We start from the raw sequence: 1,079 nt of genomic DNA, 5'->3' as shown, positions 1-1,079 counted from the left end.
GGATAAAACTTGATGTGGTGGAACGGCCCGCTCCAACAGCATCAAAGTGCTAGAACGTGGTCGTTGTTCGAACGCCACAAAGGAGGGACCGTTCCGTGAAACAGGTTATCACCATCGGGCTGGATCTGGCCAAGCACGTTTTCCAGGTTCACGGGGCGGATGCCGAGGGCTCACCCGTGTTCAACCGGAAGCTACGGCGCAGCGAAGTTCTGCGTTTCTTTGAGAAGCTGCCAGCATGCCTGGTGGGGATGGAAGCATGCGGTAGCGCCCACTATTGGGCGCGCGAGATCGCAGCTCTCGGTCATGAGGTCCGGCTCATTCCGCCGGCTTATGTCAAACCCTTCGTCAAGCGTGGCAAGACGGATGCGGCGGACGCTGAGGCCATCAGCGAAGCGGTGACCCGAAAGACCATGCGCTTCGTGCCGATTAAGACGGCTGAGCAACAGGCTGCCGCGATGGTGCTGAAGACCCGCGCTCTTCTAGTGCGGCAGCGAACGCAGTCGGTCAACGCGTTGCGCGCGCATCTGGCAGAATTGGGGATCATCGCCACCGCCGGCCTGGCAAAGGTTGAGGCGCTGGTCGCAATCATACGGGATGAGACAGATGCACGCCTGCCCGCAGCAGCGCGCTTCGCGCTGATGGCTATTGCCGACGAGATTGAAGCTTCAGCCGACCAGATCGAGAGGCTCGAGCGCGCAATCGTCGCGGAGGCCAAGCACGACGAGGACATGCGTCGGTTGACCACGATCCCTGGCGTCGGCGCCATTACGGCGGCGACCATCAAAGCGCTTGTGCCGGATCCCGGCGGGTTCAAGTCGGCTCGCCACTTTGCCGCCTGGCTGGGATTGACGCCGCGGCCTCATTCAAGCGGAGGCAAAGAGCGGTTGGGACGAATATCGAAGATGGGAAATCCAGAACTCCGCTCTCTCCTCGTTGTCGGGGCAACGGCCGTCTTGCGGCTTGTCCGAAACGACGTTCGGGCGCGGCCGTGGCTGAAGGCGCTTCTCGCCAGACGCCCCTTCAAGGTTGCCGCCGTCGCGCAGGCCAATAAGACGGCGCGGATCATCTGGGCGCTCCTG

1 protein-coding gene is annotated in these 1,079 nt (G+C 62.2%); it reads left to right on the top strand.

Annotated features, from left to right (window positions below):
- Positions 1-95: 95 nt before the first annotated feature.
- The coding region (locus tag IC66_RS0142320; RefSeq protein ID WP_049806768.1) for an IS110 family transposase at positions 96-1,079 on the top strand (984 nt) is incomplete at its 3' end.

Origin of the sequence: Bradyrhizobium genomosp. III, assembly GCF_000261705.1 — a bacterium.
GTDB lineage: Bacteria > Pseudomonadota > Alphaproteobacteria > Rhizobiales > Xanthobacteraceae > Bradyrhizobium > Bradyrhizobium ottawaense.
Note: the sequence above shows the minus strand (reverse complement) of the source record. Positions and strands in the feature narration are given on the sequence as shown.